General features: G+C 70.2%; 16 protein-coding genes. 7 read left to right on the top strand and 9 right to left on the bottom strand.

Translation table 11 applies throughout. From position 1 onward, the window contains the following. Positions 1–4 precede the first annotated feature (4 nt). The 3 genes from ABZV40_RS19515 to ABZV40_RS19505 are packed head-to-tail and all read left to right on the top strand — an operon-like array spanning position 5 to position 3,482. Positions 5–1,288, top strand: coding sequence for an extracellular solute-binding protein (locus ABZV40_RS19515; RefSeq protein WP_355442991.1), 1,284 nt, complete (start codon positions 5–7; stop codon positions 1,286–1,288). Next, entirely contained in the window at positions 1,285–2,580 is a 1,296-nt protein-coding gene (locus ABZV40_RS19510; protein WP_355442988.1) for an ABC transporter permease subunit, read from the top strand. Before ABZV40_RS19515 ends, ABZV40_RS19510 begins: the two co-directional genes overlap by 4 nt. Continuing rightward, positions 2,577–3,482, top strand: a complete 906-nt coding sequence (locus ABZV40_RS19505) for a carbohydrate ABC transporter permease (protein WP_355442985.1) — start codon at positions 2,577–2,579, stop codon at positions 3,480–3,482. Before ABZV40_RS19510 ends, ABZV40_RS19505 begins: the two co-directional genes overlap by 4 nt. A gap of 25 nt (positions 3,483–3,507) precedes the next feature. On the opposite strand, the gene ABZV40_RS19500 is transcribed toward ABZV40_RS19505, so the two are convergent. From ABZV40_RS19500 to ABZV40_RS19490, 3 genes are all read right to left on the bottom strand, one after another. Beyond that, positions 3,508–4,845, bottom strand: a complete 1,338-nt coding sequence (locus ABZV40_RS19500) for an NB-ARC domain-containing protein (RefSeq protein ID WP_355442981.1) — start codon at positions 4,843–4,845, stop codon at positions 3,508–3,510. 178 nt (positions 4,846–5,023) lie between these two features. After that, positions 5,024–5,632, bottom strand: coding sequence for an RraA family protein (locus ABZV40_RS19495; protein WP_355442978.1), 609 nt, complete (start codon positions 5,630–5,632; stop codon positions 5,024–5,026). Further along, positions 5,629–6,891, bottom strand: coding sequence for a cation:proton antiporter (locus ABZV40_RS19490; RefSeq protein ID WP_355442976.1), 1,263 nt, complete (start codon positions 6,889–6,891; stop codon positions 5,629–5,631). The genes ABZV40_RS19495 and ABZV40_RS19490 overlap by 4 nt, the downstream gene beginning before the upstream one ends. 146 nt (positions 6,892–7,037) lie before the next feature. On the opposite strand from ABZV40_RS19490, the gene ABZV40_RS19485 reads away from it, so the two are divergent. Genes ABZV40_RS19485 through ABZV40_RS19475 form a run of 3 tightly spaced genes read left to right on the top strand, consistent with a single transcriptional unit; the run spans position 7,038 to position 9,742 of the window. Continuing rightward, entirely contained in the window at positions 7,038–7,523 is a 486-nt protein-coding gene (locus tag ABZV40_RS19485; RefSeq protein WP_355442973.1) for a hypothetical protein, read from the top strand. A 32-nt stretch (positions 7,524–7,555) separates the two neighbouring features. After that, the gene (locus tag ABZV40_RS19480; RefSeq protein WP_355442970.1) at positions 7,556–9,082 is read left to right on the top strand and encodes a histidine kinase; all 1,527 of its coding nucleotides are present in this window, start codon (positions 7,556–7,558) and stop codon (positions 9,080–9,082) included. A gap of 3 nt (positions 9,083–9,085) precedes the next feature. After that, positions 9,086–9,742: a response regulator transcription factor gene (locus tag ABZV40_RS19475; protein ID WP_355442967.1), complete on the top strand. Its 657-nt coding sequence runs from the start codon at positions 9,086–9,088 to the stop codon at positions 9,740–9,742. Between the two features lie 72 nt (positions 9,743–9,814). Here ABZV40_RS19475 and ABZV40_RS19470 read toward each other — a convergent pair whose 3' ends face one another. Next, positions 9,815–10,303 carry a hypothetical protein gene (locus ABZV40_RS19470; protein ID WP_355442964.1) on the bottom strand — a complete coding sequence of 163 codons (489 nt, stop codon included), beginning with the start codon at positions 10,301–10,303 and terminating at the stop codon, positions 9,815–9,817. 223 nt (positions 10,304–10,526) lie between these two features. Here ABZV40_RS19470 and ABZV40_RS19465 point away from each other — a divergent pair, with 223 nt between their 5' ends. Beyond that, on the top strand, positions 10,527–11,432 hold the full coding sequence (locus tag ABZV40_RS19465; protein WP_355442961.1) for a S1 family peptidase: 906 nt from the start codon (positions 10,527–10,529) through the stop codon (positions 11,430–11,432). A gap of 19 nt (positions 11,433–11,451) precedes the next feature. On the opposite strand, the gene ABZV40_RS19460 is transcribed toward ABZV40_RS19465, so the two are convergent. The 5 genes from ABZV40_RS19460 to ABZV40_RS19440 all read right to left on the bottom strand — a co-directional run bounded on the left by ABZV40_RS19460 (position 11,452) and on the right by ABZV40_RS19440 (position 14,852). Next, complete coding sequence (locus ABZV40_RS19460) at positions 11,452–12,318, bottom strand: cellulose-binding domain-containing protein (RefSeq protein ID WP_355442958.1); 867 nt, start codon at positions 12,316–12,318, stop codon at positions 11,452–11,454. A gap of 188 nt (positions 12,319–12,506) precedes the next feature. Further along, positions 12,507–13,523, bottom strand: coding sequence for a LacI family DNA-binding transcriptional regulator (locus ABZV40_RS19455; RefSeq protein WP_355443350.1), 1,017 nt, complete (start codon positions 13,521–13,523; stop codon positions 12,507–12,509). A gap of 105 nt (positions 13,524–13,628) precedes the next feature. Next, positions 13,629–14,276, bottom strand: a complete 648-nt coding sequence (locus ABZV40_RS19450) for a TMEM175 family protein (protein ID WP_355442955.1) — start codon at positions 14,274–14,276, stop codon at positions 13,629–13,631. Positions 14,277–14,353: 77 nt separating this feature from the next. Continuing rightward, positions 14,354–14,491 carry a hypothetical protein gene (locus ABZV40_RS19445; RefSeq protein WP_355442952.1) on the bottom strand — a complete coding sequence of 46 codons (138 nt, stop codon included), beginning with the start codon at positions 14,489–14,491 and terminating at the stop codon, positions 14,354–14,356. A 187-nt stretch (positions 14,492–14,678) separates the two neighbouring features. After that, positions 14,679–14,852, bottom strand: a complete 174-nt coding sequence (locus ABZV40_RS19440; protein ID WP_355442949.1) for a DUF5999 family protein — start codon at positions 14,850–14,852, stop codon at positions 14,679–14,681. Positions 14,853–15,102 lie beyond the last annotated feature (250 nt).

The raw sequence follows: 15,102 nt of genomic DNA, 5'->3' as shown, positions 1-15,102 counted from the left end.
TCCGATGAGGAAGCAGTGGATCGCCTTGCTCTCGCTGACCGTCGTCGCAGGGGCCGGCGCGTGCTCGGGAGGTGCCGCGGTGTCCGGGGACCTCAAGGGTCAGTCGGTCGAGATCGTCGGCCCGTGGACCGGGGACGAGCAGAAGAACTTCGAGAAGGTGCTGGAGGCGTTCAAGTCCAAGACCGGCGCCGAGGTCAAGTACACACCCGCCGGTGACGAACTGCCGACGGTGCTGCAGACGAGAATCTCCGGTGGCACACCACCGAACGTGGCACTGGTCGCCCAGCCGGGGCTCGTGGCGCAGTTCGCCAAGGCCGGTTCGCTCAAGCCGGTGAACGCCGACGTCGAGAAGGCCGTCACCGAGCACAACGCGGCGGTCTGGAAGAAGTTCGGCAGCGTCGACGGCAAGCTCTACGGCTTCACCTTCAAGACCGCCAACAAGTCCGCGTTCTGGTACAGCGACAAGGCCTTCCAGCAGGTCGGCGCGCGGCCGCCGGCCACGTGGGACGACCTGGTGAAGACCAGCAAGGCGATCTCCGAGACCGGGCTGGCCGCGGTGGCGGTCGGCGGCGCGGACGGCTGGACGCTCACCGACTGGTTCGAGAACGTCTACCTGCGCACCGCGGGACCGGACAACTACGACAAGCTCGCGAAGCACGAGATCGGGTGGACCGACCCGTCGGTGCGCAAGGCGCTGGAGGAACTGGCGAAGCTGTGGGGTGACCCGACGCTGATCGCGAGCGGTGCGCTGCAGACCGAGTTCCCGAAGTCCGTGATCAACGTCTTCGGTGAGCCGCCCTCGGCCGCGATGGTGTTCGAGGCGGACTTCGTGGCGGGCGTGATCAGCGCCAACACCAAGGCGAAGGTCGGCCAGGACGCCAAGTTCTTCCCGTTCCCGTCGGTCGCGGGCAGCAAGGACGCGGTCGTCGCCGGTGGCGACATGGCGGTGCAGTTCAAGGACGACAAGGCGACCACCGAGCTGATGAAGTTCCTCGCCTCGCCGGAGTCCGGCCAGATCTGGGCCGAACTGGGCGGGTTCCTGTCGCCCAACAAGGACATCAAGCCCACGGCCTACCCCGACGAGGTGACGCAGGACCTCGCGAAGCGCATCGTGGACGCGGGTGACAACGTGCGGTTCGACATGTCCGACCTGGCGCCGGCCGCGTTCGGCGGCACGAAGGGTGCGGGGGAGTGGAAGGACCTGCAGGACTTCCTCGCCGACCCGAAGAACGTCGACGGGATCATGCAGCGCCTGGAGGCCAACGCGGCGAAGGCCTACGGCAAATGAGGCTGAAGCCGAGCGTCGACGCCGCGCCGGGGCGCTCGCCCCGGCAGGCGATCCCGTTCCTGCTGCCCGCGGTGGTCGTGCTCGCCGCGCTCGTGCTGTACCCGTTGGTGTTCTCGCTGATCCGCAGCTTCTTCGACGCCTCAGGCGACCAGTTCGTCGGCCTGCGCAACTACGTCGACACGTTCACCGACCCGCGGACGCTGACCGCGTTCCGCAACAACGTGATCTGGGTGGTGGTCGCTCCGGCGGCCGTCACCGGCATCGGCCTGGTCCTCGCCGTGCTGACCGAACGGATCAGGTGGGCGACGGCGTTCCGGTTGGTGCTGTTCATGCCGATGGCGATCTCGCTGTTCGCCTCGGGCATCATCTTCCGGCTCGTCTACGAGGAAGCGCCGAACCAGGGCGTCGTCAACGCGGTGCTGGTCGGCGTGCACGACGTGTTCAGCTCGTCGTCGAACTACCCCGGCGCACGGCCCCGAGACGGTTACACCGCAACGGAAGCGGGCTTCACCGCCAACGCCCCGGCGCGGGCCGGCGACACGGTCATGGTGCCGCTGGTGGGTTTCAGCGCGCAGCAGGTGCCCGCGCAGGCGCTCCCGGCGTCGCTTCCCCAGGCGGGCCAAGGCGAACTGCGCGGCGTGGTGTGGCTGGACGTGTCGGTCGGCGGCAAGGCGGGCAAGATCGACCCGACCGAGCGCGGGCTGCCCGGCGTCGCGGTGGAGGCGGTGCGGGACGGTCAGGTCGTGGCGCGCACCACCACGGGCGACGACGGCAGGTTCACGTTCCCCGACCTGGCGAGGGGTGAGGTCGTGGTGCGCCTGCCGTCGTCCAGCTTCACGCTGCCGTTCCGCGGCCTGACCTGGCTCGGCCCGTCGCTGATCACACCGGTGATCATCTCGTCCTGGATCTGGATCATGACCGGGTTCGCGATCACGTTCATCGCCGCCGGCCTGTCCGCGATCCCCCGTGACGCGCTGGAGGCGGCCCGCGTCGACGGCGCGACGGAGTGGCAGGTGTTCCGCCGCGTCACGATCCCGCTGCTGTCGCCGGTGCTGCTGGTGGTCTTCGTGACGCTGGTGATCAACGTGCTGAAGATCTTCGAGCTGGTCTTCGTCATCGCGCCGGGCTCGGTCCAGTCCGAGGCCAACGTGCTCGCCCTGCAGATGTGGCAGGTGTCCTTCGGCACCGGCGGCGACCAGGGCGCGGGCAGTGCCCTGGCGGTGATCCTCTTCCTGCTGGTCGCCCCGGCGATGCTGTTCAACATCCGCAGATTCCGACGGGAGCGGTCGTGACCCTGGTAGCCGACGAGGTCCGCATCGACGTGCCGGTGTCCGGCGCGCCGCGGCGAGGAGTGCTGTCGCGGCTCGCTTCCCGCCTGGGCAACGGTTTCGTGCAGCTGGTGCTCGCGCTGGTGGCGCTGTTCTGGCTGGTTCCGGTGTTCGGCCTGCTGATCGCGTCGTTGCGCGACGAGTCGGCCAACACCGCGAGCGGCTGGTGGACGGTCTTCACCAAACCTGCCGAGCTCACGCTCGCGAACTACGCCGAGCTGGTGGCGAACCGGACGGTGTGGCAGTCGTTCCTCAACACCTTCTACATCGCCGTGCCCGCGACGATCCTGGTCGTCGTGATGGCGGCGCTGGCGTCCTACGCGCTGTCGTGGATCGAGTTCCCCGGCCGCGAGGGCCTGACGGTGCTGGTGGTCGGGCTGCTGGTGATGCCGATCCAGGTGGCGTTGATCCCGGTGGCGAAGCTGTTCGGCGCCATCGGGCTCTTCGGCACCATCACCGGCGTCGTGCTGTTCCACGTCGCGTTCGGCCTGCCGTTCGCCATCTTCCTGCTGCGCAACTTCTTCACCGGCATCCCGCGCGACCTGATCGAGGCCGCGCGCATGGACGGCGCCACCGAGTGGGTCATCTTCAAACGCGTCGTGCTCCCGGTGGCGAAGCCGGCCATCGCGTCGCTGACGATCTTCCAGTTCCTCTGGGTGTGGAACGACCTGCTGGTGGCGCTGGTGTTCGCGGACCAGGACTCGGCGCCGATCACCGTGGCGCTGCGGGCCCAGCTGCGGCAGTTCGGCACCAACATCGACACGCTGGCAACGGGCGCGTTCCTGTCGATGATCGTGCCGCTGGCGGTGTTCCTGGTGTTCCAGAAGTACTTCGTGCAGGGCGTGCTGGCGGGGTCGACGAAGTGAGGGGCGCCGGGGCCGCGGCTCGGCGTCAGTGCACCAGGGCGCCGGCGAGTTCGCCGTACGGGTCCGAGTGCCGGTGCCGCAGCCGGGCGAGCAACTCCTGCACGACGGCGGGTGGCTCGTCGAGTTCGAGGCGCTCGGCGGCGAACACGCGCAGCAGGTCGTGTTGCGTGTAGTGGCCGGGGGTCTCGCTGATGCCGAGCAGGCTCGCGTCGGCGAGCTCGTCCAGCGCCTCCTCGGGGCAGTCGGTCAGCACGGCGGCCAGGCCGGTGCTCGCGGAGGTGCCGGGCAGCAGGGCGAGCCGGCGGAACAGGGTGGCCGCGCCGGGACTCAGCTGGTGGTAGGACATCTCGAACGCCGCCCGCACCTGCAGGTCGCCCGCCCGCAGCACGGACAGCCGCCGTCTCCCGTCCTCCAGCTGCTCGGCGAGGTGCGCGATCGTCCACCGCGGTCTGCTGGTGAGCCGGTTGCCCGCGATCAGCAACGCCAGCGGCATGCCTCCGCACAGCGTCGCGACCCGTGCGGTGGCCTCGCTCTCGGCTGCGACCCGGGCTTCACCCGCGACGGCACGCAGCAGTGCCACTGAGTGGTCCAACGGGAGCATGTCGACGGCCAGCCGGTGCCGGGCGTCCAGACCGACCAGCGTGTTGCGGCTGGTCACGAGCACCAGCGTGCCGGGGCTGGAGGCGAGCAACGGCCGCACCTGGGCCTCGTTCGCGGCGTTGTCCAGCACGAGCAGCACCGTGCGGTCGCGCAGCATCGAGCGGTAGAGCGACAGCTTGTCGTCCGCGTCGGCGGGGATCTGGTGCTCGTCCACCCCGAACGAGCGCAGCAACCGGTGCGCCGCCCGTGCCGGTGTCAACGGGTCCGAGTCCATGCCGCGCAGGTCGAGGAACACGCACCCGTCGGCGAAGCGCGCGCCGAGGCGGTGGCCCGCGTCGACGGCGAGCGCGGTCTTGCCGGAGCCGGGTGCGCCGTGGACCACCGCGATCCGCAGCCGCGTCGCGGTGTCGGCCGCGAACCTGTCCAACTGCGCCCGCTCGGCTTCCCGTCCGGTGAGTTCGACGAGCACGGGCGGCAGCGAGGGGGACACCGGGGCCGGGCCGGGGACCTCGGGCTTCTCCTCCGCCGCGGACGCCCGGCCGGCGCGGGCCAGTGCGCTGAACTCCGCGGCTTCCGCGCCTTCCAGGTCAAGTCCGCCGATGAGCAGTTGAACAGTGCGGGACTGCGGTGTGAGCGTGCGGCCGCGTTCCATGTCGCCGATCGCCCGCATGCTCAGCCCCGTTCGTTCCGCCAGTTCTTCCTGGGTCAGCGGAACGCGTGAACGGTAGAAGCGCAGAAAGTCTCCGAATGCGGTGGTTCCCACACGATGAAGACACCGCACGCAGCACTTACGTTGCCTGCGAAGCCAAATTCCGCCGGAACTTCTGCCGGTCGTCGGAAACGTGTCAGCTGTTTCCACAATGCGGCCGATCCGGTCATGTTCCTTCGTTGCACGGAAAGTGCTCGCGCCGGTGTGGTAATGGGCGGGCCACCGCTGCGGCTCAGTGCTGGACGACCTTCAACGCCTCGCTCAGCGGCGTCCCGCCGTTCAGCAGCTCGACCACCTTCTGCTCCCGGTTCTTGACGGCGAGCGCCGCGTCGAGGAGCGCGTCGACGCGATCGGGATCGAGCACGACGAGGCCCTCGTCGTCGGCCAGCACCAGATCTCCCGGGTTGACGACGACACCTCCGCACGTCACCGGCACCTGCAGCTCGCCGGGCTGCACGGCGGTGCCGGCGCGGGGCGTGACGAACCGGCTGTAGACGGGCAGCGCACAGGTCGCGACGTACGACATGTCGCGGTAGCCGCCGTCCACCACGATGCCGCCGAGGGACCGCGCCAGCGCCGTCCGCGCGAACAGCTCGCCGCCGAGCGCGGTCTCGCGGCCGCCGCCGTCCACGACGATCACGTCGCCCGGCTCGGCCGTCTCGACGGCGTGCAGCACGGCCAGGAAGTCCTCGCGGCACCGGACCGTGAACGCCCTGCCGAAGATCCGGGTCGCGGTGGAACGGGGACGGATCGCGCTGTGCACGACCCGGACGGTCCGGTCGGCGTCGCAGATGGCGGTCGTGTCGACGCGGCGGAAGCGGTCGAGCAGTTCCTGGTTCACCGGCGTTCTCCCGTTCGTGCCAGCAGGTGCGCCATCGGCCGTGCCCCGATGCCGTGCAGCACCACGCTACCCAGCACGCAGACCACCGTGATCACGAGAATCGTGTTGGCGGCATCGCCTTCCGGTAGCTTGTTGAACGCCAGCAGCCCGAACACGATCGTGGTGGTGCCGCGCGGTCCCAGCGCCCCGACGAGCACGCGTTCGCGGCCCGTGAGCCTCGACCTGACGAGGGCGACGAGCACCGGTACCAGCCGGATCGCGGTGAGGACCGCGGCGCAGTACAGCACCACCTGCCACGTGATGCCCAGGTCGAACGTCAGCACGGTGGTGATGCCGACGACGAACCACATGGTCATCACCAGCACACCGGTGACGTCCTCCAGCAGGCGGAAGTCCGAGTTCAGCGCGTCGGCGCGGATCTCAGCGCGGTCGCTGTGCCCCGCCCGGACCTTGGCGGCCTTGAGCAGCCGGTGCACGTAGCGGAAGGCGATGCCGCAGACGAACGAGGCGACGAAGCCGTTGCCGTCGATCGCGACCGTGGCGGTGTAGGTGAGCAGCGGCGCGAGCAGCACCGCGACACGCCCGGACTGCGTCGTCACCCAGCCCGCGTGGTGGGCGCGGTCCATCAGCCACCCGAGCAGGGCGCCGATCACGACTCCGGCGACGAGGGCCTTGACGGCGAACGGCAGCACCGTCGCGAGCGCCTCCATCGGCGTGCGTTGCTCGGTCTTGCTGCCGGCCAGGATGAGCGCGAACAGGAACAGCGGCGACACGATGCCGTCGTTGTAGCCGCTCTCGACGTTCAGCGTGCTGCGGACCCGAACGGACAGCGCCGGGTCGCGGACGACGCGTTCCGCCGGGGCGAAGTCGGTCGGCACGGTGACGCACGCGATCAGCAGCAGGACCGCCCACGGCAGGCCGGGGAACAGCAGCCAGCCCAGCAGCGCGGCCAGGGCCAGGCTCAGCGGCATCGCGACGAGCAGCACCCTCGCCACCAGACCGGGGTAGGCGCCCCACAGCCGGCCCGCGCGCACCTCGGTGGCGTCGACGAACAGCAGCACCGCCAGGATGATCTCGGCCGCACCCTGCGCGGTCTCGGTGTTCAGGCCCTCGGCGATCGAGCTCTGGTTGAGCAGGCCGACCGCGACGCCCGCCAGCACCATCAGGACCGGCGCGCCGAGGTTCCACCGCTCCAGCCGGTCCGCCGCCAGTGAGCGCACGACCATGGCGAACGCGGCCGCGAGCAAGAACGAGTTCATGCGCTCATCTTCGCTGACTTGTCCTAAGAGGACGGCTACAGGGGTGGCTCTCCCACAAGTCGGCGCGGAACGCAAGTCCCGCATCGTCTCGATCGCGAAGACGTTCGCCGTCGCCGGGGTGACAGGGTGGGTCCGTACCCCTGAACATGAGGAAACCTGTTCTGGTCATCGCGGCGCTGGCCGTCACCGCCGCCGCGGCGTTCGCCTTCGTCAAGTTCTCCGCTGGCCCCGAGGCGAGGGCGGGGGAGTGCCTCGTGGGCAGCTCCGACGTCGTGACCACCGGCTGCACCGCCGACAACGCGCGGTTCAAGGTCGGCAAGGTGCTCGCGGACCCCAACGCGAGCTGTCCCGCCGGCGACGACGAGTACGTGCAGGTCGCGCCCAAGTCCGGCGGCAAGCTCTGCCTGCTGCCCAACCTCGTCGAGGGCGCCTGCTACCAGCCCTCCGACAACGGCGACAGCTGGGGCAAGGCCGCGTGCGCCGGTGACGAGACCGTCAAGGTCACGAAGGTGCTCGCGGCGGCGGGCGGTGACGCCGAGTGTCCCGACGCCGGCGACGACCTGATCTCGATCGTGTACCCCGAACCGCCCACCACGTACTGCCTTTCGCCGGTGCGCAAGGCGCCCGCCTAAACCGGGTGGTGGCCGCGTACGTACACCCGGACATGAGCGCATCGCACGCCCTGACGTCACCGCGGGTCGTTGCGCTGGGCCGGGAGGTGGCGCTGCTGGCGTTCGTCGGTGCCGTCACCTGGATGGCGACGCAGTACGTGACGGTGGAGTGGGGGCCCGCCCCGTGCAACAACGTCGTGGTGGGGTTGCTGGTCGCGGGCTCCGCGATGGTGCCCGCCGTGCTCCGGCGCCGGTTCCCCGCGGTGGCGGTGCTCGCGGCGGCGACGCTCTTCGGGTGGTACCCCGCGACCGGCATCGCGCTGGCGATCTCCTCCTACAGCGTGGCGGCGCGGGTGCGGGCCAGGCGCCCGCGGGTGGTCGTCCTGACCGCGGCGGCGGTGCTGCCGATGCTGATCGGGCTGGTCGGGTCCGGGTACCTGTGGCAGGTGGTGATCATCGAGTTCGGCATCGCCGCGCTCGTCACCGTGGCCGGTCCGGTCGTGGTGCAAATCCTTCTCGCGCAACGGGAACAGCTGATCAGCGCGTTGCGGGAGCAGTCGCGCTACGCCGGGTCGACGGCACGGCTGCAGGAACGCTCCCGCATCGCGCAGGAGATGCACGACCTGCTCGGCCACCGCCTCAGCCTCATCTCGCTGTACGCGGGCAGCCTCGAGATGGGCGCCCCGCAGCACGTGAGCGAACCGGCGCGGCTCATCAGGACGACCGTGCGGACCGCGATGGACGAGCTCAGGGCCACCCTCGGCATCCTGCGCCAGCCCGAACCCGCGGCCACGCAGCCGGCCGACCACACCGGCACGCGGGCGGACATCTTCCAGCTGGTGCGCCAGGCCCGGGCCGGTGGGGTGCGGGTGGCGCTGGACTGGAGCGGTGATGATCTGTCCGAAGTGGCCAGACCGGTCCGGCAGGCGGTGCACCGGATCGTGCGCGAAGGCCTCACCAACGTGTGCCGCCACGCGCCCGGTTCACACGCCGAAGTGGTGGTGGAGCACGGGAACGACCGGGTCCGCGTCGGGGTGTTCGACGACGGGCGTGCCGCGGCGGCGGTTCCGGGCACCGGGCTCGGCCTCGCCGGTGTGCAGGAACGGGTCCGGCTGCTCGGCGGCACCTTCACCGCCGGACCCGTGGCAGGACGCGGGTTCCGCGTCACGGCCGAGCTCTCGCTCGCCCCGGCCGCACCCGCCGTGGAGGCGCCGGCGGAAGGGCCGGAGGACACCTTCTCCCGCGCGGGCATGTCGGCCGTGCTGGCGACCGGGCTGATCGGCGCGGTCGCGATCCTCGTCGTCACCTTCAACACGGTGATGTTCGACGCGGACGAGGTGCGGCTGCCGTTCGAGACGCTCGCCCTCGGCAGCACCCGCGACGAGGTCGTCCAGAAGATCGGCACGGGCAGCCCGATCGCCCGCATCGCCTCGCGCGGCGTCGAGCCGTTGCTGCCCAACAAGTCGGACTGCTCGTACACCTACTACGAACAACAGAACGGGACAGCCATGGTCGAGCGCTACTGCTTCCGCAGGGATCTTCTCGTCGAGAAGACCCGCTTCGCCCTGCCGGGAGCGTGACCCGTGATCAAGGTGATGCTGGTCGACGACGAACAGCTGCTGCGCGCGGGCGTCCGGCTGGTGCTGCGGCACGCCGACGACATCGAGGTGACCGCGGAGGCGGGTGACGGTGCCGAGGCCGTGCGGCTGGCGTGCACGCGACCGGTGGACGTCGCCCTGGTGGACATCCGCATGCCGGGCACCGACGGGCTGACGGCCGCCGAGCAGCTCGCCGTGCGGGCACCGGCGGTCAAGGTGGTCATGCTGACCACGTTCGGGGAACAGGAGTACATCACGAGGGCCCTGCGGGCCGGCGCCGCCGGGTTCCTGTTGAAGGACAGCGGTCCGCAGGAGCTGATCCACGCGGTGCGGGCGGCGGCGCACGGTGGCGCGATCCTGTCGCCGCGCATCACCAAGGACCTCATCGCCACGCACGTGATGGCGGCCGACAACCGTTCCGTGAAAGCACAACGGTTGGTCGACGGGTTGAACGAACGCGAACGCGACGTGCTCGTCATGGTCGGCGTCGGCGCGTCGAACGCCGAGGCCGCCCGGATGCTGTACATGGGTGAGGGCACGGTCAAGACCTACGTCAGCAGGATTCTGGCGAAGCTGGGCTGTGCCAACCGGGTGCAGGCGGCGATCATCGCCCACGACGCCGGGCTGCTGCCGGCCGGATGAGCCCGCTTCCGTTGCCAGACGGCGAAAGGAGCCCAGGACCGCCGTCCCTGGGCTCCTCTGCCGCCGCCTCGGTCAGGCGCACCTGCGGGCCGCCGCGGTGGCCTGGGTGTTGCGCTGGTCCGCGGTCCTTCGCGCCTGCGCGGCCCGGTTCGCCAGCGCGGCCGCCTGCTGCCTGGCCCGGTTCGCCTGCGCGGCGGCCTGTTGAGCCTGCTGCTGTGCCTGGGCGGCCTTGTCCTTGTCCGCCTGCTGCCCGGTCTGCTGCGCCTTCTTCGCCGCCGCCTCGGCAGCCTGCCTGGCCTGGTTCGCCCGCTGCTGGGCCCGTTGCACGGCCTGCTGAGCCCGCTTCGCGGTGTTCGCCGCCAGCTTGGCCGCCCGTTGTGCCCGCGCGGCCTGGTTCCTGGCGTTGGTCACGGCCTGGCGCTGCTGCGCGTTGCAGGTGCTGGTCGCGCTCGTCGTGGGTGGCGCCGCGACCGCTGTCCCCGCGAACCCGACGACGCCGAACCCCGCCGTCGCCGCCAGCACCGCCGCCAGCACGGCCCGCTTCGCCTTGTACTCAGGCATCTTCCGCTTCCCTTCCGCTGCGGCCCGCTCGTGCGGCGGTGCCGTCTGACCCGGACTACGCGGCTCCGGACGCCGCGCGTTCACCGCTTCCGCACGCTCGAAACGATCGGGCACCGGTGAGGGCCGACCGGCTCGCAGACCGAGACGATCGGCAACTTGTCGTTGCGGCACAACGAGATTCACTGTTCATCCAGTTGCGGACTTCACGAGAGGGCACCACCACATGGGCAAGCACAAGGACGACAACCGCAGGGCCAAAGCCGTCGCGGCCGCCGTTGGTCTCGTGGCGGTGACGATCACCGCCACGACCTTCACCGCGAGCCAGGCCGCGCAGGACGAGCGGCCGACCGCGGCCCAGGCCACCGCGATGTTGCGGCAGAAGGCGTCCACGCCCGGCACCGCGTGGGCCGTGGACCCGGACACCGACAAGGTCGTCGTCACGGCCGACAGCACGGTCACCGGGGCGCGGTGGGACAACCTCGTGTCCACAGTGGACGCCATGGGCGGCCGGGCCGCCCTGCAGCGCGCCGCGGGCACCTTCCACGTGTTCGCGGAGGGCGGCGACGCCATCTTCGCGGGCAGGAGCCGTTGCTCACTCGGCTTCAACGTGGTCACCGACGACGGCCGTCCCGCCTTCCTCACCGCGGGCCACTGCACCTTGGCGGGACGCCAGTTCGCCCTGTCCGCCAACGGACGCCCGGCCGCGACCGTCACCGACTCGACGTTCCCGGGCGACGCCGACTTCGCCCTGCTGACCTACAACAACCGCAACACCAAGGCGCCCAGCGAGGTCGACACCGGCAACGGCGGCAAGGTCCAGATCCGCCGTGCCGCCAAGGCGCGCGTCGGCAGCCAGGTGCAGCGCATGGGCAGCACGACCGGCCTGCACTCCGGCCGCGTCACGGCGCTCAACGCGACCGTGAACTACCCGGAAGGCACTGTCACGGGTCTCATCCAGACCACCGTGTGCGCGGAGGGCGGCGACAGCGGCGGCCCGCTGTTCACGCGCAACGGCGACGCGATCGGCCTGACCTCCGGCGGCAGCGGTGACTGCCAGTCGGGCGGCGTGACGTTCTTCCAGCCCGTCACCGACGCGCTCGAACGGACGGGGGCGCGCATCGGCAACTGACCGCGCGGTCGGGAGAGGGTCACGCCCTGAGCGTGCAGGCCAGACCGTTGAGGCTGAAGGAGCGCGGGTCGGCGTTGGTGTTGCCGCTGGAGCCGGTGAAGCCCATCAGCAGTGACTCGCCGGCCGGGATGACCTGGTTGTACGACACGGCGGTCGCCTGCACGTCGGCGCCCGACTGCTTGGGCGTCGCGTTCCACATCTCGTTGATCCGCTGACCGCTGGCGAACTTCCACTGCAGCGTCCAGCCGTTGACCTCGGTGTTGCCGGTGTTGTAGATCGTGACGTCGGTGCGGAACCCGCCGGGCCAGACGTCGGTGACGTGGTAGTTCACCGCGCAGCCGGGCACGGGTTTCGGCTTCGGGGTGGTGGTGGACGTGGTGCCGGGGGCCGGTGGCGGCGCGGTGCTGGTGCTCGGCTTCACGCAGGGCGGGCCCCAGCGGCCGAGGCGTTTGGCCGCGGCGGTGGCTTCCGCTTCCTTGAGCGCGCGGTCGTCGGCGGACTCGTTGCGCGTCATGCCGAGCTCGACGGCGACCACCGCGTAGTCCGTGCTGTCGGCGAGTCGCAGGGATCCGGAGGCGGTGGGCTCGACCGGCTTGTCGAGCAGCATGGTTCTGGCGAACGTCGTGGCCGCCTCCGCCCAGCAGTCGTCGGGGGCGGCGAGCCCGTTGATCTTGAACTCCGTGCCGTCGGAGAGCCGGACGGTGCGCACGTCCACCACGCTCTGGACGGTCACCGACGTCTTCTTCGACGGCTGTTCGATGAGCGAGGGAAAGTGCGCCGGCGAGGTCGTCGACGTGGGCGGCGCCTCCTCCGCGTGGCCCGCCCCGCACGCCGCGACCAGCGGAATCGCGGCGACCAGCAGCCATCTGGCAGGTCTTCTTCTCATTTCTTTCCCCCCGCGGCAAGGAGTTGCCCGGCGAACGACCCACAGCGAGTTCGACCGAACGGCTGATCTTGTCCCGGGAGGCTACGACTCTTCGGCCGAATGCGGAAGAACCTTCGCATAAATCGATATCCGGGCGCGTTCGACGTGATTCGACTCGAATTCCGTCGAACCCGCCGGAGAAATCGTTATCAGGGAGCGGACGTGCTGCCGCGGTCGGTGAGGCGCGGCTGGAGCAGCCGGATCTCCGGTGCCTGCTCCTGGACGAGCCGGGCCATCACCATCTCGACGGCGATGGCGCCGAGCTCGTCCGCGGGCACGGAGATCGAGGTGAGCGGGACGGCCTGGTTCTCCGCGACGTCGTCGGGGCACAACGTGATCACCGACAGGTCGTCCGGCACCCGCAGCGACCGTCGGCGCAGTTCGAGCAGCAGTGCACCGAGCGCGGCCTCGTTGTGCACGGCCAGACCGGTGACGCCGTGATCCGCGCGCAGCACGTCGTCCAGGCAGGCCGCCACCGCGTCGTAGCCGGGGTCGCACGGGTGCACCGACGCGGACAGCTCCCGTTTGGCGGCCTCGCTCTCGAACCCGGTGAGCAGCCGCTGGGCGTAGCTGGTGCCGCGCTGGTAGACCGCGGGGGCCGAGCCGATCAGGGCGATGCGGCGGTGGCCGAGGTCGGCCAGATGGGCGGCCATCTGCCTGCCCGCGGTGGCGAAGTCGAGGTCGACGCAGCTGAGGCCCTCGTTGTCGTCGGGCATGCCCAGCAGCACCACGGGCGCGTCGACGGAACGCAGTTCGGGCACGCGGGGATCGTTGCTCTCGACGTCCATCACGATGACCGCGTCGGTCATGGACCTGGCGGTCACCCGGTGGGCCTCGCCGGGACCGGCTTCCTTGGTCAGCAGCAGCACGTCGTAGTCGTGCTCACGGGCGGACGCCGCGATCGACGAGACGAACTGCATGAGCACCGGCAGGTGGTGGTCGGACCGCAACGGCACGACGAGGCCGAGCACCTGCGACCGGTTCGACGCGAGCGCCCGCGCGCCCGCGTTCGGGTGGTAGCCGAGGGCGGCGATGCTGCGCTCCACCCGGCGCTTGGTCTCCTCGGAGATGGTCCGCTTTCCGCTGAGCACATAGGACACCGTGCTCATCGAGACACCGGCGTGACGGGCGACCTCCTTGATCGTGATCATGCCCGCTCCTCGGATCGCCTCGCTCAGCCGCGATCATCGTAATGCGGTGCGGGTGAAACCAGGCACGATCGGCAAGATGAGCTTCCACAGTGGAGTCCCGCGGCCACGCGGTTCCATCGGCTATGAATTCACCCGGCGCAACCGGAGATACCCGCGGACGGCCAACCCGATCAGCCACGCGAGCGGCACCCACGAGTACCTGACGATCTCGTTGTCGACGAACGCGACCGGAATGGAGATCACGAACGCGGACACCGGGACCAGGATTCCCCGCGCCATCCGCCCCGGCCATTCGGGATCGGCGTCCGAGTGCACCACCCCGTGCTTGCGGACGAGCCACAGCAGTGCGAGCAGGCTCAGGCCGACGGCGGTCACGGCGAGCGCGTAGAACACGGTGCCGAACGTCGACTCGCCGCGCTCGCCGAGCACCCGCGTGGCGAACGGCAGCGTCACGACGGTGAACAGGAACACCGTGTTCGCCCTGACCAGACCCGGTGCGAGCGCCGTGACGTGCTGGAAGAAGCGGTGGTGCGAGTGCCAGAACATCGCGATCACCACGAAGCCGAGGACGAACGTCAGGTACTGCCGCGGCAGGAGGTGCAGGAACGACTGCCACAGCTCGCCGTCGTTCTCCCCTTCCGGGACCGGCAGTTCGAGTGCGAGCAGCGTCATCGCGATCGCGATGACGGCGTCGGAGAAGAACGTCAGCCGTTCCAGGGCCGAATCGGTTTCGCGGGTCGGCGCGACGGCGTCGGTCACGTAGGTCACGGTTGATCATTATGCCGTCGCGCACCGGGATTCCGATGCGGATTGTTCACGGGTGCTGTTTGGTCGGTTTGGGTTGTTTATCGTGGATGCACGACCGGGCCGCACCGGGCGAGCCAGGTGCCGACGTGCGCCCATTCGCGGCCGCGGCGGTTGGTCACCAGCACGGTCGGCCGCAGGCAGTGCGGGCAGGGCTGCGGTGGTGAGTCGATGGTCATGGCGTGCTTTCTCGGGAAGTGGAGTGCGGGGGACGGTCCGACCGCAGAGGCGCGCTGCGGCGAGCAGACCGTCACCCCGCCCGCCCGGTGCGCGTCGGTGCCCGGAGGGGGAATCAGGCACCGGCATCGGGGAGTCACCGGGCACGCTGAGGGTGGCCGCCGGGGAACAGGCCGCCCCCGAGCGAGATCAGGCGGCAGGAGCGACGACGCGGTGGCCGGGCAGCATCAGGCCGCCGTCGTCGAACAGCACGATCCCGTTGCACAGCAGGTACCAGCCCTGCTCGGGGTGGGAGACGGCGATCTCGGCCCACTGGCCGCGCGGGTCCTCCGCGGCGGGGCAGTGCGGTTCGTGCTGGCACATGGCTGGCGCTCCTGGTGGATCCGGCGGCCGGCTTCCGCACCGGCCTTCGTGTTCCGGGTCACAGGAGAAAAGAGTGCTCGCCGCGCCGCGCGGACACATCGGGAGAACTGCGTAGACGCCTACGGATTCGAGAGTGTCCCAGGGCCCGGCAAAGTCGTGGATGAAGGGCGCCTTCAAAGAGCAGAGGGGGTTGAAGGGTGACGTGAAAAAAACAAAGAAAAAGCGAGGGGGGGGGAGGCGGCACCGACGA

The organism is Lentzea sp. NPDC004782, assembly GCF_040609115.1.
Taxonomy (GTDB): Bacteria; Actinomycetota; Actinomycetes; order Mycobacteriales; family Pseudonocardiaceae; genus Lentzea.
This window is presented reverse-complemented; position numbering and strand designations above follow the sequence as displayed.